We start from the raw sequence: 21,097 nt of genomic DNA on the forward strand, positions 1-21,097 counted from the left end.
CCCTCGCGCGAGCCGGAGGGGGTGACGACGACCGCGAAGCCCTGGAGGGCGAGCCCTCGCCCGACCCGCCCACGCTCCCCCAGGGACCGTGCACTTGTTGAACGGAGCAGCACCCCCGGCCCCAACCCCCTGGGCCGCCACCCGCGTTGGGGCCACGCATCACAAATTCGGCTCAAGAGCAACCGAATTAGCGGATGCTACTTTCCGGAAGCGCGCGATCACATGTAGCGTTCATCCGGACCGGAGGCCGTGACTTCACACCACGTCATGGCTGGGTAGGGGCATGGGCGCGAGCGTTCTTGCGGCGCGAACGGAGCGATCGACCCCGCTGGGCGGACCTGCACCACAAGTGCCTGGGTCGCCACCCGCCGCACACCGGACCGCGCCGTGAGCACTGCGGCAGCACCTCAGCGCCCCTGCACGTCGAGCACCGCCATGTCTGTCCGTACACGCCTGCTTTGCAAGAGGAATGGGCCCAGATCATGTTAATGAACTCCTCGACGACCCCGCTTGCGTTGCGACCGGACGCCGACTTCGGCCGGCCGCCCACAGCCGGGCCCGGCGAAGGGCCACCCCTGGCGGTCGACCGGCTTCCTGACGGCAAGTGGCAATTGACCCTGCACGACCTGGAACCCGTATCGGTGCACCGGCTGCCGTCGGACGAGGTCCACATCATCCTGGCGCCCCCGCGCACGGAACCGGGCGAGGAACCACCGGCCGGCCCTCCGCGTCCGGAGCCGGTCCGGATCGACACCGCGGCCCGGACCGTCTTTGTCAGGGGCCGCCAACTCGATCTGCCACGCCTGGAATTCGACCTGCTGGCCCATCTCGTGCTGCATCCCCGGCGCGCCTTCACCCGGGAGCAGCTGATGGCCGCTGTCTGGCCCAGCTGCCAGTCCAGCAACCGCACCGTCGATGTCCACATCGCCCGCCTGCGCCGGCGCCTTGGCCCCGGCCTGCGCGACTCCATCAGCACGGTGTTCGGGATCGGTTACAAGTACCAGCCCGTCTCGTAGGCCGGCAGCCGCGACGGGCGCTCGCGCGGCAGCGGGCCGGTGACCGGCCCACGCCGGTCGGTCACCGGCCCGCTGCCGCGCGTCCTCAGGTCGCGGCAGGTGCGGAGCCGAGGTGCGAGGGGGTCGCCGCCGCGGGTTCCTTGCGGACGAAGGCCCGGCGCAGGGCGTGATACGGCTGGTCCGGGTCGAAGAAGGTGCGGTGCATCTGCGCCAGTTCGAGCTCCCGATAGGCGGCGAGCGGGCGGTGGGCCTCGTCGCGTTCCCGGTCGGCCTTCTTCGCGGCGATACGGGCCTGTGTCGAGGACGCCGAGGCCAGCCGGGCGGCGAGCCCCGCGGTCTGCGCGGCGAAGTCCTGCGCGGGGCAGTCGAGGATCCGGTCCACCAGGCCGAGCCGGGCTCCGGTCGCGGCGGTGATCGGCAGGGCGCGTGCGGTGAGCTGCCCGGCCACCTCGGGGCCCGCCCGGCCCGGCAGGGTGTAGGTCCAGTATTCGGATCCGTAGAGCCCCATCAGCCGGTAGTGGGGGTTGAGCACCACGGCCGCGCGGCACCACACCTCGTCGGCGGCGAGGGCCAGCATCGCCCCGCCGGCCGCGGCATTGCCGCCGAGCGCGGCGACCACCAGCCGGTCGGTGGTGGTCAGGACGGCGTGCACCAGATCGTCCATGGCGTTGATATTGGCCCAGGACTCCTCGGCGGGGTCGGCGGCGGCCTCGATGACATGCAGATGAATGCCGTTGGAGAAGAAGTCCCGGCGGCCGCCGAGGACCAGCACGGAGGTCGGCCGGGTGCAGGCGTGGCGGTAGGCGGCGAGCAGCCTCCGGCAGTGGTCGGTGCTCATCGCACCGCCGGGGAAGGAGAACTCCAGGAAGCCGGCCGGGCCGTCCTCGCGATAGCGGATATCGCTCCAGGTCCGGAGGCCGTCGCCGGGGTCTTCAAGGGGGGCCGGGACTTCGGGGAGCGGCGGGAGGCGGTCGCCCAGCGCCAGGGTGGCGGGCAGTTTCAGGGTGCCGGGCTCCCCTGCCGCACGGGGCGGCCGCAGTTCCGGAATCCATACCGCGCCATCGGCCGTCGCCCGGCAGATCGCGCCATATCGGGTGGCGAGCAGCTCACCCGGCGGGCCGGTCAGGGTGTCCTCCGGGTGGCCACCGTGCAAATGCCAGGTGTCGCCGAGAAGTTCGTCCCGCACGCCGGGCTGGGAGTCGGCGGCGCGCAGCTTGCGGACGACGGCGTCGGTGGGGTCCGCGTGCCAGTCGATCCGGCGCAGGTCCTGACGGAACGGGGGCCGGGGGCGGCCGGGTTTCGCGGCGTCGGACAGCTCGCCCTGTGGTTGCGGGCGGTGGGTTCCGGACGCCACACGGGCGACGGCCGCCAGGACCGCTCCGACCGCGGCATCGGCGATCTCGTTGCGGTAGAGGTCGCTCTTGCCCACGCCGGGGACGGGGCAGCTCGCCGCGGCCCAGATGTCGCCGCCGTCCATCTCGTCGTTGGCCTGAAGCACCGTGACGCCCCACCGGTCCGCGCCCAGATGTACCGCCCAGTCCAGGGAGGAGGGCCCCTGGTCGCCGACGGGCCCGGGGTGCACGATCAGACAGATGTGGGCGGACCACACCTCCCGGGGGATGGCCGTCTTGAGCATCGGCGCCACGATCAGCTCCGGCGCATGGCGGCGTACGACCTCGGGGAGCGGTGTGTCCCGTGTCACCAGCTCCACGCTCACCTGGTGTCCGTGGTCACCGAGTTCGGCGTACACGCGCTGCGTCAGACTGTTGAACGCGCCGGCGATGAGCAGAATGCGCACAGCAGACTCCCCTGGAGCTGGGACCGATGGGCGGACGGCTGGATCGTCCCCCACCGGTGGCCGCCCGGCTCCGGAGCCGCGCTACGGGTCACCCGATCGACGGCCGCCGTGCGGCGCAATGCGGCGCGCCCGCACCACCGGGGCGCCGGTACGGGGCACGCCGTCAGTTGACGGAGCATCAAGTAGTCCGGTGGTGATCATCTCGTCAGGATCCCGCCAAAGTTGGCGCACCGGTCACCCAACCGCCGCCCAGAACATTGCCTTTAATTGACATCCACTTGGCCATACTTTTACTTTCATTGCGTGGCATCGGCGCAGGTCAGCGCCGTGTGCCCGTCGTCCGCCTTCCGCACTCTTTCTCGGAGGTTCCCATGGAGCAGCTCATCAAGAAGATGGCCCAGGACAACGTCTGGCAGAACTGGATCGCCGCCAACTCCGCCCAGCAGGCAGCGAAGAACGGCTGCATCAGCGCCGCCCCGAAGGCGGGCTGCATCAGTGCCGCGCCCAAGGCCGGCTGCATCTCCTGACCCTCGCGCCACCCAGAAGCCCGGGAGTGGTCCGGCGGCGGTGAACATCGTGCCGCCGCCCGCTCCCGGGCCCCGCGCCCCGAACTCCCCGTGTGCACCGCATCCCGAGCAACGACGAGGATTTCCATGGATGGTCAGCCGACCGCCGAGGTCATCGAGCAGATCCGCGACATACCGATCTACCGTGAGTCGCTGGCGAAGGGCTACTTCCCCCTACTCGACAAGCCGGAGATCGCGCGCGGCTTTCCCGACAACTGGATGACGCCCCGGCTGGCCGCGGCGCTGGAGTCCGGAGAGGCCGAGTTCGTCCTCTCCACCGGCACCCACCACGCCCGGATGCAGATCATCCGGCCCCCGTATTTCCTGCTGCGCTCCTACTACCAGCTCTGGAGCGAACACCCCGATATCGCCGAGACCTGGGAAGCCGGCTGCCGGCGGGTGTCCCTCACCACGGTGCTGGCGACGGAACATGTGGCCCGGGTCAGCGCCGCCCGGCGCGGCACCACGCCGGAGCCGGTCCCTTCCCTCGATGACCGTTGGCTCGACGAGCGGACCTGCTACGTCAATCTGCGGCTGGACCCGGCGCTGTGGGAGCGGGACGAGGTGGTGCGGATGCTCACGGAGATCCGGGCCGCCCGGCAGGCGCACCCGCGCGGCCGGTACCACCTCGACTGCTCCGGCTACCACCTGGCGCATCTGGTGCGAAAGGTCGGCGAATGGGGGCTGTGGGACGACTTCCCGCCGCCCGCGAGCATCATCCATGCCTACGAATACACCCCGGAGAACGTCCGGCGCTTTCTGCACCAGCACTTCGACTGCCCGGTCATCGACCTCTTCGGCAGCACCGAGCTCGGATACCTCTACTACAGCGACCGCCGCGGCACCTACTGGCCGCACCTCGACAAGATGAGCGTCGAGCTCCAGCCGGTCGCCACCGGGAGCACCATCTACCAGCTCATCGTGTCGAGCGTGCGCAATCCCTATATGCCGCTGATCCGCTACCGCTCGGGCGACTGCGTACGGACCCTGGACGGTTCGCCCGACCCGGGAAAAATCGCCCAATTCTGCGGCCGGGAAAAGGAATTGCTCAGCACTCCGCACGGGCCGGTCGCCCAGGGCGACCTCGACCGGTGCATCGGTGAGACATCCCCGGACATCTTCCTGTACCAGTTGCAGCTGACCGGCGATGCCGAAGCACAGCTGGTGTACACGACCTTCCACGGCGCGCCCGTCGGACTCCCCCAGGCCTCGGCCCTGGAACAGGGCGTCGGTGAACTGACCGGGCGGCGCTGCCGGCTCGCCCACCGTACGCACCTCCCCATCGGGAAGTCAGGCAAGTACGCCTGGCTCACGACCGGCAGCTGACCCACCGGACGTCCGCGTTCCCGGACGTCCGCGCCACTCGGACAGGAGAAGCATGACCAGCCAGCCGCGGATATCCGCCGATGACCTCAAGGAACTGCTCGGTGCGGCGCTGCACGCCGAAGTGGTGACGTATTTCGACGAGAAGACCACCGCGCCGCGGGAGTTCGTGGAGCGCCAGGTCACCGAGTGTCTGCGCTATCTCTATCTCGTCTCCCGCCACCACGACCGGCTCGGCGGTCTCTTCCTGCCGGTCGAGCAGGACATCGACGAGATCTGGCACTACCTCATCCTTCAGACCCGCGAATACCGGGCGCTGTGTGAGGAACGGCTGCCGGGGCAGTTCTTCATCGAGCACCGCAGCATCGCCTATGAGGACTACCAGCAGGAGCCGGGCCGCGAGCAGGCCCTCGAAGAGGCCCTGCGCTGGATTCCGCTGTACTGCCAGGAGTTCGGACCGTTCGACGAGGAGGCACTGCCGCACTGGACGATCGTGCGCTTCCTCCACGAGCAGATGGGCCTGTCACTCGCTGCCATCGCGGCACTCGAACCGATGGCGGCGACCTAGCCGCCCGCATCCGCGGGAACCGAAAGGAATCATGACGGACCGGAATGACGTCACGGTCGGCCACGAGATACCCGAACAGCGGCGGATTCTGTCCGTCCTGGTGTTCTCGCAGATCCTCAGCGGCGCGGGCCTCGCCGCCGGAATCACCGTCGGAGCGCTGCTCGCCGAGGAGATGCTCGGCTCGACCGGGCTGGCCGGGGTGCCCAGTGCGCTGTTCACCGCCGGGGCCGCGCTGGGTGCCCTCGGCATCGGCCAGATCTGCCGGCGATACGGCCGCCGCCCCGGGCTGGCACTCGGGTACGCCGTAGGGGCGCTCGGCAGCCTCGGGGTCGTCGTGGCGGCCACCGTCGGCAGTGCGCTGCTGCTGTTCACGTCCCTGCTGGTCTATGGGGCGGGCACCGCAACGAACTTGATGGCGCGCTACGCAGGGGCGGATCTGGCCGCGCCCGAGCGGCGTGGCCGGGCGGTGAGCACGGTGCTGTTCGCCACCACGCTCGGCGCGGTGGTCGGCCCCAACCTGGTGACGTTCACGGGAGAGGTCGCGCACTCCTGGGGCATCCCCCGTCTCGCCGGGCCGTTCCTGCTGGCCGTCGCCGCGTTCGGGTCGGCGTCGGTGGCCCTGGCCGCTCTGCTGCGGCCCGATCCGCTGCGACTGGCCGAGAAGTTGGCGGCGGCTCAGGCCGCGGAGGCCGGCGAGCGCTCCGCCAAGGACACCGGCGAACGGCCGGACGCGCAGCCGCGACGGCGTGAGGTGGTCATCGGCACCACGGTCATGATCCTCACTCAGCTCGTGATGATCGCGGTCATGACGATGACGCCGGTCCATATGAAGGCGCACGGCCATGACACCCAGGCGGCCGGGCTGGTCATCGCCCTGCACGTCGGGGCGATGTTCCTGCCGTCCCCGCTCACCGGGCTGCTGGTCGACCGCGTCGGCCGGCTGTGGATCGCCGGTGCCTCCGGCCTGACACTGGCCGCCGCCGGAATCCTGGCCGCCGTGGCCTCGCCGCACTCCGTTCCCGCGCTCGCCACGGCACTCGTACTGCTCGGCCTCGGCTGGAACTTCGGGCTGGTCAGCGGCACCGCCATCGTCACCGACGCGCTGCCGCCCGCCCGGCGCGCGTCGGCCCAGGGCCTGGTGGATGTCGGTATCGCGCTCGCGGGCGCGGCCGGGGGCATGTCCTCGGGGCTGGTCGTCGTCCTGGGCGGCTATCCGACCCTGACGCTGGCGGGTGCGGTGCTCGCGCTGGCGGTCGTGCCCGTGGTCGCGTGGGCGGTCCGCCGGCCTGCGCCCGCCGACTCCGTTCCGGCAACTTCCCCCGCGGAGCGGGAACTTAAATGAACGTCCGTTCGTCACACAGATGTGCCCGAATCGAGATTCGGGACATCTTGAAACTTGGCGTCATTTCTCGTTATCACGCCGGAAACCTGGATGCTGCACTGTGAGGGCAGGGTGACCGTGTGAACGAGCCACGGGGGGCAACGATGCGGAAGGACACCTGCATGCAGGGCACACCAGTGCCGCGTCTCTTCCGTACGCCGCTGGTCGCCGTCATGGTGATCCTGACCTTCCTGCTGGGCAGCACGGCGGATCCCGACATGGACCGGGCGACGTTCTCCGGAGCGCCCGCCGCGAAGTCCGCGAGCGCCCTGCCGGCCGTCAAGCCGAGCTACGACACCACTGAGGAAAAGTCCAAGCGCGCGGCCGAGCGCGGCCAGCCCCGGCGCACCGTCCGGACCGCCGCCGGCGTCCCGCACCACACCGGCCGTCCGCTGCCACCGCTCAGCGGCATCGCGGCGCCGCACACCCTCCCGGCATCGGGTGACCCCAAGGCCGGCAGCACCACCAAAGCCGCATCCAGACCGGCCGAAATCCCGCTTCTCCACTGCGTCTTCCGCTGCTGAGGGCGCCGTGGTGGCCTGCCCCACCAGCCGCACCTCATACCTTCCCACCACCGCCCCACAGTGGCACCCCTCATCAGCAGGAGACCTCCTCGTGGAGACCTTCATCCAGCATGCCCGGGGCCTGATGGCCCGTATCGCCGAGGGCCGCGACGAACAAGAGACGTACGGCCGCCTCGCGGCCGGTCAGTCGCCCCTCGCCCTGTTCATCACCTGCTCCGACTCCCGGGTCGTACCGTCCCTGATCACCGGCGCACAGCCCGGTGAACTCTTCGAACTCCGCACCGCCGGCAACGCCGTGCCCGTCTACCAGGACGGTATGGCGGCCTGCGCGGAGGCCGCGACCATCGAGTACGCGATGCGTGTGCTCCGCGTGGCCGACATCGTGGTCTGCGGTCACTCGCACTGCGGCGCGGTGGGCGCCAAGGCCCGCGGCGAGGACCTGACCGGTGCTCCGGCCGTACGGGACTGGCTGGCGCAGGCACTGTCCGACGAACTGCCCAGCGACGAGGAACCGACGGTCGCCGCCGCGGTCCAGCAGCATGTGCGCCAACAGGTCAACCGGCTGCGCGACTACCCCTGTGTACAGGAGCGGCTGGCCGCCGGAGAGGTCAATCTGCACGGCTGGTTCTACGAAGTGCACACCGGCATGGTGGCCGCGCATCACCCGGCCTCCGACCTGTTCCTCCCCCTCTGATGGCGGGGCCGGATCTCATGAAGCGATTCACCTCCTTCCGGGCGGACTTCACCGCCTCCCTCGTCGTCTTTCTCGTGGCCGTCCCGCTGTGTGTCGGGGTGGCGGTCGCCTCCGGTGTCCCGGCCGAACTGGGCCTGGTCACCGGTGTCGTCGGCGGTCTGCTCACGGGTCTGCTCCCTGGTAGCAGCCTCCAGGTCAGCGGGCCCGCCGCCGGTCTGACGGTGCTGGTCTTCGAAGCCGTCAAGGAGTACGGCCTCGGCACGCTCGGTGCGCTGGTACTGGCCGCCGGTGTGCTCCAACTGGCCATGGGTGCACTGAAGTTGGGGCGCTGGTTCCGGGCGATCTCGGTCGCCGTGGTCCAGGGCATGCTGGCCGGTATCGGCCTGGTCCTGATCGCCGGGCAGCTCTACGCCCTCACGGACGCCAAGGCGCCGGGCAGCGGACTCGCCAACATCGGCGGATTCCCCGGCCTGGTCACCTCCACCGTGGGGTCGCCGGACGCGCTGGCCGCGCTCGCCATCGGTGCCGGCACCATCGCCGTCCTGGTGCTGTGGCCGCGCTGGCGGCCCGCCGCACGGGTCCTGCCAGCGCCGCTGGCCGCGGTCGCGCTCGCCACGACCACGGTCTGGGCGCTGGACATGCCCGTCGCACGGGTCCAGGTCAGCGGGCTGCTGGACGCGATCCAGCCCCCCGGCCTCGACGACCTCGGCCGGCTCGGCAGCTTCGGTGTGCTCGGCACGGTCCTCGCCTTCGCGCTGATCGCGTCCGCCGAGTCCCTGTTCAGCGCGGCCGCGGTCGACCGGCTGCACGACGGGCCGAAGACCGACTACGACAAGGAGCTGATGGCCCAGGGTGCGGGCAACGCCGTCTGCGGTGTCCTGGGTGCCCTGCCGATGACCGCCGTCATCGTCCGTAGCGCCGCCAATGTGCAGGCGGGCGCGAAGACCAAGGCCTCGCGGGTGCTGCACGGTGTCTGGCTGCTGGTGTTCGCCGCGGCGTTCCCGGCCGCACTGGGTGTCGTGCCGGTGGCCGCACTGGCGGGCGTCCTGGTGCATGCGGGCTGCAAGCTCATCCCGGTGCGTGCGCTGGGTCCGCTGTGGCGCGAGCACCGCGGCGAGGCCGTGGTCCTCCTGGCCACCGCGATCGCGATCGTGACGGTCAATATGTTCGAGGGCGTGCTCATCGGTCTGCTGATGGCCGTCGCGAAGACCGCCTGGGAAACCTCCCATGTCCACCTGGAGATCCAGACGCCGGAGGACACGACGGAGCCGGTGCAGGTGCGGGCCGTCGGTAACGCCACGTTCCTGCGGCTGCCGAAGATCCTCGACCAGCTCGAATCGCTGCCCGCTGACCGGGACGTGGAGCTCGACCTGACCGGGCTGCGCCACCTCGACCACGCCTGCGAGGCCGCCCTCAACAACTGGACCGAGCAGCACCGCCGGAGCGCCCGCGAGGTGGAACTGGTGTCCTGACCACCGGCCTGCCCGCGCCGCCGACTGGCGGCCGGGCAGCCTTGACCACATGCGCCGCCGGCCACCGGTCCGGCTGCTCCCGTACCCGCCGATGAGGCGTCCCGGGGCAGCCGCCGGTGGCCGGCGCCGTGCCGCCACCGATGTGCCGAGCGCTCCACCGCGTTCCGCGTCCACCGTCGTCAGCCGGAGGATGTCCGCGGTGCGCGGCGGCGCACGCGCAGTTGCCACGGCGACGCCGAGACCGAAGGCCGGCGGCGCAAGACCACCGGCGCCGAGGGCTACTTTGAGACATCCGAGGACACCGATCGCGACGAAACCGGCCGTCGCCCAAGCCCCCCGGGGCACATGAACACCGGTGAGTTGGCACGGCACGGCCGGATGACCGCGCGAGAGGCGGACCGGGGGCTCGCGCGGACACGACGGCGGGGCCCGGGAAGATTGTGCCCGCCGCGGCTGTTGAGCGATCGTCAGGACCATGCCGGACGGCGCCGACGCCCCCGGCCGCGAGCGATGTCACGTTGTCTACGGAGATGGGACGGACCGCATGCCTCTTCAGGGTGAGTACGAGCCGAGCCCCGCGCAGTGGGTACGCGATCAGGTCGAGCTGTACGAGACCTCCGGCGGCAGGGAAGGCACGACGTTGCGCGGAATGCCGGTCGTCGTCCTCACCACCCGGGGCGCCAGGAGCGGCAAGCTCCGCAAGAGCCCGCTGATGCGGGTGGAGCATGAGGGGGCGTATGCGGCGGTGGCCTCCATGGGCGGTTCGCCCCGGCACCCCGTCTGGTACCACAACCTCGTGGCCGATCCGCGGGTGGAGCTCCAGGACGGCCCGGTCCGCCAGGACATGACGGCCCGTGAGGTCACCGGGCCGGAGAAGGCGCTGTGGTGGGGGCGCGCCGTCGAGGCTTTCCCCGATTACGACGACTACCAGAAGAAGACCGACCGGCAGATCCCGGTGTTCGTGCTGGAACCGGCGGCCACGGCGCACTGACCTGCCGCCTGCACGCTCACCGGGTCACAGGGGCACAGGATCACAGGGTCACCAGGGAGACCTCGGTGGCCTTGACGCTGGTCCATACGGACACACCGTCGGCCAGGCCGAGTTCCAGTGCCGCCGAGGGGGTGATCTCGGCCACCAGATCGGGCGCCTCGGGCGAGGTGATCAGTACCCGCAGCCGGCTGCCGGCTGAGGTGAGTTCGCGGACGGTGCCCGGCCAGACGTTGCGGGGGCTGCCCGTGGGCCGGTCGAGGTGTACGGACACGGCCTCGGGAGCGATGATCGCCAGCGCTCGGGCACCGTCGGGGAGCGGGTCGGCGATGACCAGCCGGCCGCCGTCGGTGAGGGCGAGGGCGTCGCCGGTGATGGTGCCCGGCCAGGCGTTACGGCCGAGCATCCGGGCCACCCAGGGCGAGCGCGGGTGCCGGGTGACCTCGGCGGGCGGGGCGTCCTGGAGGGCGCGCCCCTCGTCGAGGACGAGGACCCGGTCAGCGAGGGAGACCGCCTCGACCGGGTCGTGCGTGACGATCAGACAGACGCCGCCGAATTCCGCGAGATGACTGCGCAGAGTGTGCCGGACCCGGGCACGGGTGGTCTGGTCGAGCGCCGCGAGCGGCTCGTCGAGCAGCAGCAGCCGGGGGCGGGCTGCCAACGCCCGTGCCAGGGCGACGCGTTGGGCCTGTCCGCCGGAGAGCTGGGCGGGCTTGCGGTGCGCGAGGTGGCCGACGCCGAGCCGGTCCAGCCACTGCTGCGCCGTGCGGCGGGCGTCAGCGCGCCGGGTGCCGTGGGCGCGCAGCCCGTAGGCGGTGTTGTGCAGGGCGTTCAGATGCGGGAAGAGCGCACCGTCCTGCGGGACCCAGGCGACGCCGCGGCGGTGCGGGGGCAGCGCGGTGACGTCCGTGTCGCCGAGGCGGAGCGCGGCGCGGGCGCGCGGGGTGAGGCCGAGCAGGGCACGCAGCAGGGTGGTCTTGCCGGCGCCGTTGGGGCCGACGACGGCGATGGTGGTGCCCGGGTCGGCGTCGAGCGTCAGCCGGTTGAAACCGGTGACCTCGGCGTGCAGCGGCCAGCGCTCCCGGTGCGCCGCGGACGGTGGGACGGGGTCCTCGGCGGTCGCGGCGGGCGGGGCCGGGGTGCCGGTGTCGTCGGCGGCGCGTACCCGGCGGGCCGCGCGGTCGGTGCTGGTGGCGCCGGTCCAGCGGCCGCGCAGACAGACCAGTACGGCCATCGCGATGACCAGCAGCAGCAACGAGACCGAGGTGGCGGCTGCCGGGGAGTCCTGGAGCAGCAGATAGACCTGGAGCGGCAGGGTCTGGGTGGTGCCGGGCAGGTTCCCGGCGAAGGTGATCGTCGCGCCGAATTCGCCGAGCGCACGGGCCCAGGTCAGCGCGGCGCCGGCGGCGAGGCCGGGGGCGACCATGGGGAGGGTGACGGTGCAGAAGACCCGTACGGGAGAGGCCCCGAGGGAGGCCGCGGTCTCCTCGTAACTCGGGCGGAGTCCGGCGAGCGTGCCCTCCAGGCTGATGACGAGGAACGGCATCGCGACGAAGGTGGCCGCGACCACCGCACCGGAGGTGTGGAACGGCAGCACGATGCCGAAGGTGTCCTCCAGCCAGGGGCCGAGCAGGCCACGGCGGCCGAAGCCGAGCAGCAGCGCGACACCGCCGACGGTCGGCGGCAGCACCATCGGCAGCAGCACCAGCGAGCGGACCAGCGCCTTGCCGCGGAAGTTGACCCGTGCCAGCAGCCAGGCCAGCGGAACGCCCAGCAGCAGCGCGAGCCCGAGCGCCCAGAAGGACACCAGCAGCGACAGCCGGAGCGCTTCGAGGACTCCCGGACTGGTGAGGTGGGTGCCGAGGTCGCTCCAGTTGGTGCGGGCGAGGATGCCGAGGAGCGGCAGCAGCAGAAAGGCGACGGCGACCAGTGCGGGCACGGCCAGCACGACGGGGGTGCGGGTGCCGGGCGCGCGGAACCTGCCTGCCGGGGGCGGGGTGCGGGTGCGTCTCATCGGGGTTCCTCGGCTCGGGGCGGGCCGGACGGCGCGCGCACGGGCTGTCCACTCCCCCCAGTGGGACAGTCCCGTGCGCGCCCAGCCGGATTACGGCTTCTGGAAACCCGCCCGCTGAAGGATCTGCTGCGCCTCGGGCGTGCTCAGCCACTTCACGAACGCGGCCGCGGCCGCGGAGTGCTGGGACGCCTTCAGGGTCGCGGCCGGGTAGGAGGCGACGGCGTTCTGCGCGTCGGGGATGCCGACGGCATCGACCTTCTTCGGCGCGATGGCGGCGTCCGTCTTGTAGACCAGCCCGGCGTCGGCCTCGCCGAGCTCGACCTTGCTGAGCACCGCCCGCACGTTGGGCTCCTGGGAGACCGGCTTGACGTGCAGCTTCTGCGCGTCCAGGACCTGCTGGCCGTAGCGGCCGACCGGCACCTGGGAGGCGGCGAGGACGACCTTCAGCTTGCTGTTGCTGAGGTCCCTGAGGTTTTCGATCTTCTTGGGGTTGCCCTCACCGGTGACGATGACCAGGCGGTTCTTGGCGATGACGGTGGGCTTGCCGACGTCCACCTTGATGCCGTCCATGGTCGTGGTGTCGGCGGTGACCACGGCGTCGGCGGGGGCGCCCTCCCGGACCTGGGCGGCCAGCTCCTGGGACCCGGCGAACGAGAAGTTCACCTTGGTGCCGGCGTGCTCCTTCTCGTACACCGCACCGGCCTTCTTGAAGACATCGGTCAGCGAGGACGCGGCGAGCACGGTGAGATCCGCCTTGGGGACGGCGCTGCCGGACTTCTCGGCGTCCTTGTCCTTGGTGGTGCCGTCGTCGTTGCCACCGCAGGCGGTGAGGGGGAAGAGCAGGGCGGCGGTGACGAGCGCGGCGGTGGCGCGGCGCGCCGTGAAGAGCTGGGACATGAGGCGGGACTCCTTGGAACCCAGGACGACGGGGGTCGTCCTGGCGGATGGGAATAGCCGCGCCGTGGACGGGCGACGCCGCTGGGATGAGGCAGCCGACCGGTGGGGGACGGTGGTCGCGGATCGGCTGTGGTGCTACCGCGGTGTGTCAGGTGCGGTCGATGTGCACGCTGGTGGACTTCACGCGGGCGGTGGCCTGCATGCCGACCTCCAGGCCCAGTTCCTCCACCGCTTCCCGGGTCAGCAGGGAGACCAGGCGATGCGGACCGGCCTGGATCTCGACCTGGGCGGCGACATCGCCGAGGGTGACGGCGGTGACGATGCCCGGGAAGGCGTTGCGCGCGGAGGTGTACGAGGCGTCGTCCTCACCCGTGCCGGTCTGCGCCACCTCGATGGAGAAGGCGGCCAGATCACGGCCGTCGATGAGGCGGCGGCCGCCGTCGTCGCGGTGGGTCGCGACCTTGCCGGCGTCCGCCCAGCGGCGCGCGGTATCGGGGCTGACGCCCAGCAGCCGCGCCGCCTGGCCGATCGTATAGGACTGCATGTGCGACAAGATAGGCAACCTCGGCTCGCATCTGCAACCAATAAGGCGAAGCTCTATAGCAAATGCCAGCCACCTTGGAGGAAGGGACGAGGCCCGACAGCCGAGCCCCGCCCCCGCCCGAGGGCTCACCTTGCTCCGTTCCGGCCGACGCCTACGGACACCCGTCCGGCGCCGCAAGGCATCCCGGTGGCCACCCGCACCGTGACTACAGTGCGGAACGGAGCGGGATTTACGCCCGTATCTGCCCCGCTACGTTCACCTTCCCACTCCCCCGGTGAGGCATGTCCATGAGCCTGAGCATCCGTAACCAGATTCCCGGCACCGTCGCCTCCGTCACCCCCGGCGAGGTCATGGCGACCGTCAAGGTCAGGCTGGCGGGCGGCCAGGAGATCACCGCGGCCATCACCCGGGAGGCGGTGCGGGAACTGGGCATCGAGGCGGGTTCCGCGGTGCGCACGCTGATCAAGTCCACCGAGGTCGCGCTCGCCACCGGCGCGGTCGAGGGCCTCAGCATCCGCAACCAGATCCCCGGCACCGTCACCGAGGTGGCCACCGGCGGCGCGATGGCCGGCGTCAAGGTGGCCGTCGCGGGCGGCGAGCTGACCGCGGCCATCACCAGGGACGCGGCCGAGGAGCTCGGCCTGGACGCCGGCTCCGAGGTCATCGCACTGATCAAGTCGACCGAGATCGCACTCGCCTCCTCCTGAGCCCGGCACCTCCCGAAGCCCTGCGGTGACGGGAGATCAGGAGCTGTCCACCAGATCACCGGAGGACAGCCCGGGCACCGGCTCGGGCGGGGCGCAGGTCCCGAACCAGATGCCGGTCAGGGCGCTGATATAGCGCGCGCCACAGCGGTCGGAGGGCACCACCAGCTGGCTGCCCGCCGCGTCGAGGGCCCGCCCGTCCATGGCCGTGGCCAGCAGGACCGGCGCATCGCCGAAGTCCGCGTCGAGCTCCGCCCAGGACAGCACCGCGTGATGCCCGTCCCCGCCCGCGACGGCCAGCAGATAGCGGGAGCGGTCCTTGCGCCGCCGGGCGTCGAAGGCGGGGCCCGCCGCGTCGATGACCTCCCGCAGCAGCGGCCCCTCGAAGGTGTGGTGCTGCGGCCCGTTCGTGGCGCAGTCGAAGACCACCTCGGCCCGCCGCTGCGGCCACCGCTCCCGCAGATCCGCGACGGTCAGCGCGAGCGGACACCGCAGCTGACCGCAGATCAGAAAGCGCCGGGGCCCGGCGGGGAGGCCTTCCCCGGGGTGCGGGCGTACGGCAGTGGTGCGGGACGGCGGGCCGGGCCGGCTCATTCGAGACCTCCTTGAGGCGATCCACGCGACGGCTGCGTCCCAGTGATGCCCGACCGACGCCTCTCCGAACCACGGATGCGAGCCTGTTGTGCACTTTTGGCTTGCTGACATGAGGCAAGAGGGGGGTGAGGGGCGGCATATCCGGGGCAGGAGGGGACAGGCCGCGGGGACGGGACGGGCCGTCGGGGCGGGGCGAGCCGAGCAGGGCCGTCCCGGGCCGTGCCCGCGATGCCGTCGAGGGCCGACCGCCGCCCGCCGGAAACGCCTCACCCCACTCCGGCTCCGGGTGATCACCAACAGGACTATGACCTTGATCGTCTGGCATTTACCATGTGGGAACTCGCTTTCGCCTGGTGAATGTGAGGTGCCGGGCCCGTGCCCGGCAGCCGTCCAAGGAGCCCGCACATGCACGTCCCCGACCTCCTCCAGCTCGACTCGCTCGTGGCACTCGCCGCGGCCCACCCGGCCGATGGCGCGGCGCTCGATACCGCGTGGCGCGCCTGCGGGCTGCCCGCTTCCGGTCCGTACCGGGTCGTGGTGGCCACGACGGTCGGCGAGGAGAGCGACCACGCAGTGAGTGCGCTGGCGGAGGCGCTACGGCACTCCCCCGGTGAGCCAGGGGCGACCGGTCGGCTCACCGGCGGTGAAGCGGTCGCCATTGTCCCGGCGGAGCCCGACACCGAGCCGCGGCCGTCGCTCGCCGAGCTGTGGCCGGCGCTGCATGCCGGCCGGCCGCAGATACCGCTGCACGCCGGGGTCAGCGGCCCGGTACGCACCCCCGAGGGCCTCAACTACGCGCTGGGACAAGCGCGTTATGCGCTGGCGGTGGCGCGCGTGAAGGCCCCGGACACGGCCCGGGTGACCGCTGTCGAGGATCTCAGCACCCTGGCCGCCCTGCTCGCCGGGGTTCCCGAGGAGGTCCGTACGGCCTTCAGGAGCCGGGTGCTGGGGCCCGTGGCGCGCGACGGCTCGCACCGGATGCTGCTGGAGACGCTGGAGGTCTTCCTCGCGCATCACGGGTCCTGGTCGCGGACGGCCGCGGCGCTCCAGCTGCATGTGAACTCGGTGCACTACCGCATCCAGCGCATCGAGTCGCTCACCGGCCGCGACCTGTCCCGGCTGGAGCACAAGCTGGATCTTCAGGCAGCGCTGCTCTGCCGCTGAGCGGCGCACGGTGGGCCGGGCGGGCCCGGTCGGCGCACGGGCGGGCGGCTCAGCGCCGGTTGTCCGTCAGGTCGATATGCACATGGGTGGACTTCACCCGGGCGGTGGCGGTCACCCCGACCTCGATCCCCAGATCCTCGACCGCCTCCCGGCTGACCACGGACACCACCCGGTGCGGTCCGGACTGGATCTCGACCTGGGCGATCACATCGTCGAGGGTCACCCGGGTGACGATCCCCGCGAACGCGTTCCGCACGGAGGTCAGTACCTCACCGGGCACCGGATGCAGGCCCGCGGCGCGCTCCTTGGCGAACGACGCCAGGCTCACCCCGTCGAGCACACGGCTGCCGGCCCCGTCCCGCTCCATCCGCAGCTGACCGCCGTCGGCCCAGCGGCGGACCGTCTCCGAACTCACACCCAGCAGCCCCGCTGCCTGACCAATGCTGTACGTCGGCACCCCCGCACTCTAGGGCAGCGGCCGGGACGGTCCGTCGGTGCCCGCGCGAAGGGGGATCGGGCGCAGGGGCGGCCTCCCAAGATCGCTGCCGCCCATGGCCCGGGGCATCCCCCGCAGGACGGGGACGGGTCACCCGTGCGGAGGAAGGCGGTCTGCGTCAGACGCAGGGGAGGCGAGGGACGGACGGCTCACGTCCGGCGACCGGAGCGAGGGGGCGGGCCCGCTTCCGTCCCCCGGAGCCCGCCCCGGCGCCTTCCGCGCGGGGCCATCCGTGTCGCGTGAGGACATCCGAACAGAGCAGTGCTATCCGCCATCAGCGGGTCTTCCGCACTGTTGGCGCAAGCGCGCCATACCCCCGCCTGCCGAGCCCGATGGGGCGCCATCTGCTGTGTGGATCAAGGAAGTTGGCGAGCACGGGGCTCACTGAACACCCATCACACCAACCCGAAAGATTACGATTTGCACCATTTCTCCTCTTGCGCCCGAATTATGGCGATGTGAATCTGGTATCCCATTCGTCGAAGGAGTTGATCGCATGGTTACGGATCGCACAGCGCCGGTCGAGACGGCCGCCCTGGCCGCCGAGGTCGAGGGACTGCTTGAACCCGCCGAGGCCGACGGTGTTTTCCGCGATACCCGCGAGTGTGGAGGTGCGCTGCTGCTGGCCGCGCTGCTTCTGATCTCGCCCCCACCCCCCGGCCCAAGACTGACATTCGCTAAGGCTGAGGGGAAAGCGTTGGCTGAACAGACGCAGGGAGCAGTCCCGCTGAGCGCTGTGATTGCCGATGCCGCAACCGGGGTCGCCCTCGCCCTGCGGGGTGAGGGCGACCCTTATGCGTTGTCCGGCATTCTTCGGCAGAGCGATGCGCTGACTCCGGCCGCCATCCGGGTGCTCGGCGCCGACGCGCTCGCGCCGTACGCGATGGACCAGGTCGGCGCGCCCGTCGGCGCGGACGACGAAGCGGTGGTCCGGCAGGCGCTGGCGGCCTATCCGCCCGGAGCGGATGCCTCGGAGGTCTCGGTGTGGAGCTACCGGGGCCTGGTCGAGGCCGCGCATGCGTTTCTCCCGGGAAGCGCACAGCACTGGCCGTCGCCGCCCGAGGCCGCCGCCGGCTGGGTCGACCACGATCCTTGGCCCAAGCTTTCTCACCGGGTGTCCCAGGTTGCCGCGCTCGCACTGCCCGGGCTGGCGCCCGGTCTCACCGAGCAGCTGGCCACCCGTACCGACGATCTGGCCCGCGGCTTCGTCCGGGCGGTCCGTCGCCGGGACTGGCTTCAGGCGGCCGGCCTGGGCCGCTGGCTGGCACGGCTGCCCGAGGCCCCGCAGAGCCTGGGGCTCGACAGCGGGCTGGCGTTCGTCCGCCATATGGGTGGCGGTGATCCCCGGGTGGCGCTGCATGTCGCGGCCGCCCAGCGCTTCTACGGACGGGGTTGGTGACCGGGGGCCGGGGCGGCGACCCCGGGCTGTTGGACCGGATGGTCCGCGACAGCCTGGGGTGGCTGGACGAGGCACGCCCGTTCTTCCGCCTGCCCTCGAACGTGACCACGGACGCCGATCCCAATCTGACCCTCAAACCCCTGGGTGAACTGGCCGAACTCACTCAGCTGATCGGAGCACTGCACCCGCGGGACGACATCCGTCAGACGGCCCGCGGCCTCTTCGCGTTCGCCTGGAACGAGACCCGCGACGGCGAGCTGTTCGCCGAGCTGATCCGCGGTGAGCCGTTCGCCACCTATCCGGTGGAGCTCTACGGCGTCTTCGCCCAGGCCGGACTGCGCCATGCCGAGGCCGATGCGCTGACGGGGACCACGACGCGGCTGCGCGGCTGGCGGGTGGCCCGCGAGGACCACACCCGGACGCTCGGCGTGCTCAACGCGGAGCGGCGGATCGGGCTGCGCCAGCACGCCGACTTCGGTGCCGTGCTCGCCCTGACCGGCCTCGGCCGGCTGCCGGAGCCCTGGGCGCTGGACCGCAAGGGGGCGTACGGCATCACCCATGACGTCTTCCATCTCACCGACTGGGGGCGCAACCGGCAGCGGCTGTCCCCCGAACTCGCCGACTTTCTGCGACTGTGGGTCCCCTCCTGGCTGGAGAACTGGCTGGAGGAACAACTGTGGGACCTGGTCGGTGAGTTGCTGGCCGTGACGGCCTGTCTGCCCGCGGCTCCCTACGATGCGGCGGCCTGGCAGCGGCTGGCCGGTGCCCAGGCGGCCGACGGGAGTGTGCCCGAGCTGGGTGCCGCACCCTCCACGGGCGACCGGGCCGAGGCGTTCACGGCCTGCTACCACTCCACCCTGGTGACCGCGTTCGCCGCCACCCTCGCGCGTATCGCCTCCGACGAGGCCGAGACCGGTCCCCCGGCCGGGAACGCGGCGACGGCGGGCGGGCGGACCCCCTGCGAAAGCGAGACTGCCCCGTGACCGTGACGGCCGCATCCCCCGCCCTGCTCCACCGTGTCGGCGACCGGGCGCTGACCTGGCTCGACGACCACCGTGAGCACTTCCGGCTGACCCCTGAGGACTTCGCCAACAACGGTGCGGTCGTCGAGCGGCTCAAGCCCATCGGCGAGCTGGCACTCAATATGCAGGTGCTGTTCCGGGAGGGCGTGGCCGGCTCCCGGCAGAAGGAGCGGGCCGGGAAGCTGCTGGACTTCACCTGGCGGGAGCTGCTGGACGGCGGCAACGTACTGGCCCGGCTCCAGCACGACGAGCCGCTCTCCCCGGTGCCCCTGGAGGTCTATGCGACCTTCCACGAACTGGGCCACCGTCATCCGGGGCTGGAGTCCGCCCTGGAGGTGTGCCGGCGCACCACCACCTGGACGGCGCTGGAGATGATGCCCAACCGGCGGCTCGGCGTGCTCAACGCGGAACGCAAGCTCGGCCTGCCGCCCAGCAGCGACTTCGACCAGGCGGTGGCACGGACCTGGCTGGGACAGCTGCCGGAGCCGTGGACCGTGCAGCTGCACATCGCCTACGACCTCACCCACACCGTCTTCCACCTCACCAACTGGGGCGAGGCCCCCGAGCACATTCCGCCGGCCATCGCCGACTATCTGACGCGGTATCTGCCCGCCTGGATGGAGGACTGGGCGGACCTCGAACACTGGGATCTGCTCGGCGAACTCCTCGTCGTCGACGCCTGTCTGCCGCGGCCCACCCTGGACGCGGAGCTGTGGGAGCGCTACGCCGCCGCACAGTCCGCCACCGGCGCGATGCCCATCCAGCGCCGGATGCCGCAAGGTGACGCGGCGCGGGTCTTCGATCTGGTCCACCACCCCACCCTGGTCGCCGCGTTCGCCTCCGCGATGGCCACGTCCCGGGCCCTGTCCGCCGTCGGATGAGCCCCGAGCGCCCCGGACCCGGGCTCGCCGACCGTCTCGCGGACGCGGTCACCCTGATCGACGCCCCGGACATCGTGGTGGCCGTGACCCGGCGCGGCCGGCGGACCGTGATGACCGGCGGTTCGGCCATGGCGCCGCCCACCCCCCGGCATGCCCTGCGCTACGAGCTGGGGTCGCTGTCCAAGACCTTCACCGTGCTGCTGCTCGCCGACCTGGCCCGGTCCGGTGTGCTGTCCCTGGACGATCCGCTCGCCGCGCATCTGCCCGAGCTGCCGCTGCCGCATCCGAACTCCCGCCGGATCACTCTGCGGCATCTGGCCACCCACACCTCCGGACTGCCGCGGATCCCCGCAGATCTGATCGCCGGTGCGCTGGTGCACCCGTACGCCAACGGCTATGCCCGGTACGACACGGAGCGGCTGCTGCACACCTTCGCCCGGACCCGGACGCGGCACCGGCCGGGCACCCGCTGGCGGTACTCCAACTTCGGACTGGCCCTGCTCGGCCCGGCCATGTCCCGCGCCGCGGGCGCGGACTACCCCGCCCTGCTCACCGACCGGGTGCTGAAACCGCTGGAGCTCAAGGACACGACGCTGGCCCCCGGCACCACCGGCACCGACGCCATCGGCCACCGGACGAACGGGGTGACGCCGGTGCGCAGTGCCGACATGGGAGCCTTTATCGCCGCCGGCTCGGTCCGGGCCACCCCCGGCGATCTGCTCAGCTACCTCGAAGCGCACCTCTCCCCCGAGGACACCCCGCTGGCCGGGCCGCTGCGCGAGGTGCAGGTGCCGCTGCTGCGCCGCGGCCTGCGGAAGCGCGACACCCATACCCTGACGTGGTATCAGCATCCCGCCGCGCGCGGCCCGCTGCTCTTCCATGTCGGGGCGACCTTCGGCCAGCAGGCGTTCCTCGGCTACCACCCGGCCTCGCAGACCGGCCTGGTCGCGCTCGCCACCCGCCGCGGCCGTACCTGCCACATGATCAACACCGCCTACGAGCTGCTGTACACGCTGGCCGCCGACCCCACACCCTGAAGCCGGGAGCGCCAC

The 21,097-nt window shown here is 71.6% G+C and carries 21 protein-coding genes; 15 read left to right on the top strand and 6 right to left on the bottom strand.

All coding sequences use genetic code 11. The features are described from left to right. Nucleotides 1–488: 488 nt before the first annotated feature. Nucleotides 489–1,016 (top strand): winged helix-turn-helix domain-containing protein, encoded by a 528-nt coding sequence (locus CP981_RS03865; protein ID WP_244329534.1) that lies wholly within the window; start codon nucleotides 489–491, stop codon nucleotides 1,014–1,016. Nucleotides 1,017–1,101: 85 nt separating this feature from the next. On the opposite strand, the gene CP981_RS03870 is transcribed toward CP981_RS03865, so the two are convergent. Then, nucleotides 1,102–2,814, bottom strand: a complete 1,713-nt coding sequence (locus tag CP981_RS03870; protein WP_150522309.1) for an enoyl-CoA hydratase-related protein — start codon at nucleotides 2,812–2,814, stop codon at nucleotides 1,102–1,104. A gap of 371 nt (nucleotides 2,815–3,185) precedes the next feature. Here CP981_RS03870 and CP981_RS37550 point away from each other — a divergent pair, with 371 nt between their 5' ends. The 8 genes from CP981_RS37550 (at nucleotide 3,186) to CP981_RS03905 (ending at nucleotide 10,333) form a co-directional block, all read left to right on the top strand. Beyond that, nucleotides 3,186–3,341 carry a hypothetical protein gene (locus CP981_RS37550; protein WP_167536049.1) on the top strand — a complete coding sequence of 52 codons (156 nt, stop codon included), beginning with the start codon at nucleotides 3,186–3,188 and terminating at the stop codon, nucleotides 3,339–3,341. Between the two features lie 126 nt (nucleotides 3,342–3,467). Continuing rightward, nucleotides 3,468–4,706, top strand: a complete 1,239-nt coding sequence (locus CP981_RS03875; protein ID WP_085923373.1) for a hypothetical protein — start codon at nucleotides 3,468–3,470, stop codon at nucleotides 4,704–4,706. A 52-nt stretch (nucleotides 4,707–4,758) separates the two neighbouring features. Next, nucleotides 4,759–5,271: a glycine-rich domain-containing protein gene (locus CP981_RS03880; protein WP_085923374.1), complete on the top strand. Its 513-nt coding sequence runs from the start codon at nucleotides 4,759–4,761 to the stop codon at nucleotides 5,269–5,271. A gap of 31 nt (nucleotides 5,272–5,302) precedes the next feature. Continuing rightward, a complete protein-coding gene (locus tag CP981_RS03885) occupies nucleotides 5,303–6,613 on the top strand; it encodes an MFS transporter (RefSeq protein ID WP_085923375.1) in 1,311 nt (436 codons plus the stop codon). Nucleotides 6,614–6,774: 161 nt separating this feature from the next. Continuing rightward, a complete protein-coding gene (locus CP981_RS03890; RefSeq protein WP_143658831.1) occupies nucleotides 6,775–7,176 on the top strand; it encodes a hypothetical protein in 402 nt (133 codons plus the stop codon). A gap of 91 nt (nucleotides 7,177–7,267) precedes the next feature. Then, nucleotides 7,268–7,870, top strand: coding sequence for a carbonic anhydrase (locus tag CP981_RS03895; protein ID WP_085923377.1), 603 nt, complete (start codon nucleotides 7,268–7,270; stop codon nucleotides 7,868–7,870). Nucleotides 7,871–7,887: 17 nt separating this feature from the next. Continuing rightward, nucleotides 7,888–9,342 (top strand): SulP family inorganic anion transporter, encoded by a 1,455-nt coding sequence (locus CP981_RS03900; protein WP_085923378.1) that lies wholly within the window; start codon nucleotides 7,888–7,890, stop codon nucleotides 9,340–9,342. Between the two features lie 544 nt (nucleotides 9,343–9,886). After that, entirely contained in the window at nucleotides 9,887–10,333 is a 447-nt protein-coding gene (locus tag CP981_RS03905) for a nitroreductase family deazaflavin-dependent oxidoreductase (protein WP_085923379.1), read from the top strand. Between the two features lie 40 nt (nucleotides 10,334–10,373). Here the strand turns inward: CP981_RS03905 and CP981_RS03910 are convergent, their stop codons facing one another. From CP981_RS03910 to CP981_RS03920, 3 genes are all read right to left on the bottom strand, one after another. Next, nucleotides 10,374–12,344, bottom strand: coding sequence for an ABC transporter permease (locus CP981_RS03910; RefSeq protein ID WP_085923380.1), 1,971 nt, complete (start codon nucleotides 12,342–12,344; stop codon nucleotides 10,374–10,376). Nucleotides 12,345–12,434: 90 nt separating this feature from the next. After that, on the bottom strand, nucleotides 12,435–13,241 hold the full coding sequence (gene modA, locus CP981_RS03915; protein ID WP_085923381.1) for a molybdate ABC transporter substrate-binding protein: 807 nt from the start codon (nucleotides 13,239–13,241) through the stop codon (nucleotides 12,435–12,437). A 148-nt stretch (nucleotides 13,242–13,389) separates the two neighbouring features. After that, on the bottom strand, nucleotides 13,390–13,785 hold the full coding sequence (locus tag CP981_RS03920) for a TOBE domain-containing protein (RefSeq protein WP_085923382.1): 396 nt from the start codon (nucleotides 13,783–13,785) through the stop codon (nucleotides 13,390–13,392). Between the two features lie 287 nt (nucleotides 13,786–14,072). Here CP981_RS03920 and CP981_RS03925 point away from each other — a divergent pair, with 287 nt between their 5' ends. Further along, nucleotides 14,073–14,492, top strand: coding sequence for a TOBE domain-containing protein (locus CP981_RS03925; protein ID WP_085923383.1), 420 nt, complete (start codon nucleotides 14,073–14,075; stop codon nucleotides 14,490–14,492). Nucleotides 14,493–14,528: 36 nt separating this feature from the next. Here the strand turns inward: CP981_RS03925 and CP981_RS03930 are convergent, their stop codons facing one another. Further along, nucleotides 14,529–15,083, bottom strand: a complete 555-nt coding sequence (locus CP981_RS03930; protein ID WP_085923384.1) for a molybdopterin-dependent oxidoreductase — start codon at nucleotides 15,081–15,083, stop codon at nucleotides 14,529–14,531. 405 nt (nucleotides 15,084–15,488) lie between these two features. On the opposite strand from CP981_RS03930, the gene CP981_RS03935 reads away from it, so the two are divergent. Then, nucleotides 15,489–16,247, top strand: a complete 759-nt coding sequence (locus tag CP981_RS03935) for a PucR family transcriptional regulator (RefSeq protein ID WP_085923385.1) — start codon at nucleotides 15,489–15,491, stop codon at nucleotides 16,245–16,247. Between the two features lie 49 nt (nucleotides 16,248–16,296). Here the strand turns inward: CP981_RS03935 and CP981_RS03940 are convergent, their stop codons facing one another. After that, a complete protein-coding gene (locus CP981_RS03940) occupies nucleotides 16,297–16,704 on the bottom strand; it encodes a TOBE domain-containing protein (protein WP_085923386.1) in 408 nt (135 codons plus the stop codon). Nucleotides 16,705–17,542: 838 nt separating this feature from the next. On the opposite strand from CP981_RS03940, the gene CP981_RS03945 reads away from it, so the two are divergent. Genes CP981_RS03945 through CP981_RS03960 form a run of 4 tightly spaced genes read left to right on the top strand, consistent with a single transcriptional unit; the run spans nucleotide 17,543 to nucleotide 21,082 of the window. Beyond that, complete coding sequence (locus tag CP981_RS03945) at nucleotides 17,543–18,142, top strand: hypothetical protein (RefSeq protein ID WP_244330002.1); 600 nt, start codon at nucleotides 17,543–17,545, stop codon at nucleotides 18,140–18,142. Further along, complete coding sequence (locus CP981_RS03950) at nucleotides 18,139–19,125, top strand: DUF6895 family protein (RefSeq protein WP_085923388.1); 987 nt, start codon at nucleotides 18,139–18,141, stop codon at nucleotides 19,123–19,125. The genes CP981_RS03945 and CP981_RS03950 overlap by 4 nt, the downstream gene beginning before the upstream one ends. After that, nucleotides 19,122–20,045, top strand: a complete 924-nt coding sequence (locus CP981_RS03955; RefSeq protein WP_085923389.1) for a DUF6895 family protein — start codon at nucleotides 19,122–19,124, stop codon at nucleotides 20,043–20,045. The genes CP981_RS03950 and CP981_RS03955 overlap by 4 nt, the downstream gene beginning before the upstream one ends. After that, entirely contained in the window at nucleotides 20,042–21,082 is a 1,041-nt protein-coding gene (locus CP981_RS03960) for a serine hydrolase domain-containing protein (RefSeq protein ID WP_085923390.1), read from the top strand. Before CP981_RS03955 ends, CP981_RS03960 begins: the two co-directional genes overlap by 4 nt. Nucleotides 21,083–21,097: the final 15 nt, after the last annotated feature.

It is taken from the genome of Streptomyces platensis, from assembly GCF_008704855.1.
Classification (GTDB): Bacteria; Actinomycetota; Actinomycetes; order Streptomycetales; family Streptomycetaceae; genus Streptomyces; species Streptomyces platensis.

Excerpts from the sequence above, each read along its gene's own strand:
- CP981_RS37550 (WP_167536049.1), top strand. The coding sequence starts at position 3,186 with ATGGAGCAGCTCATCAAGAAGATGGCCCAGGACAACGTCTGGCAGAAC.
- CP981_RS03885 (WP_085923375.1), top strand. The coding sequence starts at position 5,303 with ATGACGGACCGGAATGACGTCACGGTCGGCCACGAGATACCCGAACAG.
- CP981_RS03875 (WP_085923373.1), top strand. The coding sequence starts at position 3,468 with ATGGATGGTCAGCCGACCGCCGAGGTCATCGAGCAGATCCGCGACATA.
- CP981_RS03890 (WP_143658831.1), top strand. The coding sequence starts at position 6,775 with ATGCAGGGCACACCAGTGCCGCGTCTCTTCCGTACGCCGCTGGTCGCC.
- CP981_RS03930 (WP_085923384.1), bottom strand. The coding sequence starts at position 15,083 with ATGAGCCGGCCCGGCCCGCCGTCCCGCACCACTGCCGTACGCCCGCAC.
- CP981_RS03960 (WP_085923390.1), top strand. The coding sequence starts at position 20,042 with ATGAGCCCCGAGCGCCCCGGACCCGGGCTCGCCGACCGTCTCGCGGAC.
- CP981_RS03865 (WP_244329534.1), top strand. The coding sequence starts at position 489 with ATGAACTCCTCGACGACCCCGCTTGCGTTGCGACCGGACGCCGACTTC.
- CP981_RS03905 (WP_085923379.1), top strand. The coding sequence starts at position 9,887 with ATGCCTCTTCAGGGTGAGTACGAGCCGAGCCCCGCGCAGTGGGTACGC.
- CP981_RS03900 (WP_085923378.1), top strand. The coding sequence starts at position 7,888 with ATGAAGCGATTCACCTCCTTCCGGGCGGACTTCACCGCCTCCCTCGTC.
- CP981_RS03920 (WP_085923382.1), bottom strand. The coding sequence starts at position 13,785 with ATGCAGTCCTATACGATCGGCCAGGCGGCGCGGCTGCTGGGCGTCAGC.
- modA (WP_085923381.1), bottom strand. The coding sequence starts at position 13,241 with ATGTCCCAGCTCTTCACGGCGCGCCGCGCCACCGCCGCGCTCGTCACC.
- CP981_RS03935 (WP_085923385.1), top strand. The coding sequence starts at position 15,489 with ATGCACGTCCCCGACCTCCTCCAGCTCGACTCGCTCGTGGCACTCGCC.
- CP981_RS03880 (WP_085923374.1), top strand. The coding sequence starts at position 4,759 with ATGACCAGCCAGCCGCGGATATCCGCCGATGACCTCAAGGAACTGCTC.
- CP981_RS03925 (WP_085923383.1), top strand. The coding sequence starts at position 14,073 with ATGAGCCTGAGCATCCGTAACCAGATTCCCGGCACCGTCGCCTCCGTC.
- CP981_RS03910 (WP_085923380.1), bottom strand. The coding sequence starts at position 12,344 with ATGAGACGCACCCGCACCCCGCCCCCGGCAGGCAGGTTCCGCGCGCCC.